The sequence below is a fragment of the Dysgonomonas sp. Shenzhen-Wh21 genome, from assembly GCF_043392705.1.
In the GTDB taxonomy this organism is placed as follows: domain Bacteria; phylum Bacteroidota; class Bacteroidia; order Bacteroidales; family Dysgonomonadaceae; genus Dysgonomonas.
In genome coordinates this window covers 1-2,401 of record NZ_JAIXHZ010000038.1, presented here as the reverse complement: position 1 = coordinate 2,401, position 2,401 = coordinate 1, and the positions used below count along the sequence as shown (strand labels likewise).

Here is a 2,401-nt window from a genome sequence, read left to right as displayed (position 1 = left end):
GTCTCTGATTAGAGAAGGTACAGAGATTATAGAAAAGTCTCAATCTGAATTTTGTCCGTTATGCCATACTAAATATGAGTCTTTTCTAGATTTGTTAAATAGGATCTCGCAAAATCCTATCTTGTCAGAAAAAGAGAGCATATTATTAAAAAGTAAATCATTGGAGGAAGTCAGACTGAAAGCGAACAAAGATTTACTTGATGATTTGAAAAATAAGATCAAAAATGAAATTCTAGAAAAACAGCGACAATTAGATCTTGATATTTTAAGAAACACAAAAGATATAAACTCCATAAAACAAGCAATTTTATCCCTAGAGAATACGATAACCGATAAAGTGACTGAATTAGAAATATATACAAAGAAAACCGAGAGTTTGGATGAAGTAGAATTACTATTGAAATTAAAGAACCAGAAGAAAAAAAATATAGCAGAAATACAAGTTGAGAAAAATAAATTAGCCAGTGAGAATGAGACGCAAACATTATTAAACAATAAAATACAAGCGTTAACAACTAAAAACAAAACATCTGCAGATATCATTTTATCTGTAAAAGAAAATCCGGAATATAATAAAGTTTTGGAATTTAGTAATATATATTTTATTGAAGATATCAGTTTGGAACAAATACAAGATTTAATAAATAAAGAATCGGATAAAATAAAGCAGATAGAAACTCAAATCACAGAATATAATGTCACGATCAACAGATTAAATGAACTCCTTCTTCCTGTTAAGGTTTCTGAAATAGAAAGTAATATTACAAATAAAGAATCTCAATTAGAGTTAATTCTCGGATCTTTAGCGGGATTTAATGGATTTATGAATAAAATCAGTATACCAAAAGAAGATATTGAAAACAAAGAACAGGTAATAGGCTTTATGCGAAAGATGTATTCTGATAACCAAAAGAGAATAAGCCATCAGAAAAACATTATAGAAGAATATCAGAAGTTAGAAAAATCGAAAGAATATATATTACCATATTTGAAGCAACGAAAAATAAAAGAGGATACTCTGTTGGCCGAAAATAGTTTAAGAAAACAGTCCTCTCTTAAAAAAGATCTTGAAAAAGAAAGGCAAGGGTTGGCGACTCATATTCAAACTCATATTAATTCTTTTTTCCATAAAGAGTTGATTGTTGACATATACTCAAAAATAGATCCTCATCCAGATTACAAGGAAATAGACTTTACATGTAATTTTGATGATGTATCTCCCAAACTAACGGTTTTTGTTAAAACTCAGGGGCAACAGGGAAAATATATTTCTCCCAGTCTCTATTTTAGTGCGGCACAGCTTAATGTGTTAAGTCTAAGCATATTTCTGGCAAAAGCATTGAATGCTACGGATGACAAAGGCAGGGCAATCGATTGCATTTTTTTAGATGATCCGATTCAATCTATGGATAGTATAAATATTTTATCAACAATTGATTTATTAAGAAGCCTAGTTATTAATCATAAAAAACAGCTAATCTTATCTACACATGAAGAAAATTTCCATTTATTGTTACAAAAAAAAATACCACGGAATTTGTTTAGATCTAAATATATCGAGTTGGAGACATTTGGCAAAATAAAACAAGATAATTAGATATCATATTTTGAAATCTACTGTCCAATCCAATAAAAAATCAATAAAAAGATATTCATTAAAAAAACAAATTCAAGATAAGGTTATCTTGAATTTGTTTTTTTTGCTTCATAATAAGTTAGCTAAGTCTTTATTGTCTATTTTCATAAAGAAAAATCAGGCGAGTCGCTAGCGAGTATGAAAACTACCTTTTCAAATCATTCCATATTTGCAATATGAAAACAAAATTAATCAAATATGGAAGTTATAACAATTGATAGCGAAGCTTTCAAAAAGCTAGTAGCAAAAATAGATCGGATTGCTAGTTTTGTTGTAAAGGCAGAACAAACCAAAGGCAATGATTCCGATAATGACATCTGGATGGACAGCAATGAGGTTGCTGAATTATTACGCATCAGTCGCAGGACACTACAATAAAAATATATTCGATTAAAATACAGGAAGTTAATTGATTCAAAACAAGGAATAGGTAATGACTTAGAAACCACCGAGACTCATTACTCTGCTTTGATTTTCATAGATTCAAATAGCTCTTTCACTAACAAAGATATACAATTAATCGAGAATAAAAACGATTCTCATTTTTTATAAACTCCTATCCTTCGACCCTCTTTCCTCCATTCTTCGGATTTGTTCACTATCACATCCGTTAGTACCGGATATTACCGTTCCAAACCTCGTACTATCGGAAAGATAGTCTTGAATAGATCAGACAAGAGTACATTTGTTCCTACTGTACACTTGTAGCAATGGTATGCCTATGAGCCATACCTGAAGCAAAATCAATATGCATTAAAAGAATTT

The 2,401-nt window shown here is 30.0% G+C and carries 2 protein-coding genes; both read left to right on the top strand.

Going from position 1 to position 2,401, the window contains the following annotated elements; genetic code table 11:
* On the top strand, window positions 1-1,597 hold a 1,597-nt coding region (locus LDB17_RS02030), incomplete at its 5' end, for a hypothetical protein (RefSeq protein WP_393924858.1).
* A 237-nt stretch (window positions 1,598-1,834) separates the two neighbouring features.
* Window positions 1,835-2,014 carry a helix-turn-helix domain-containing protein gene (locus LDB17_RS02025; RefSeq protein WP_252636723.1) on the top strand — a complete coding sequence of 60 codons (180 nt, stop codon included), beginning with the start codon at window positions 1,835-1,837 and terminating at the stop codon, window positions 2,012-2,014.
* The last annotated feature ends 387 nt before the right edge of the window (window positions 2,015-2,401 follow it).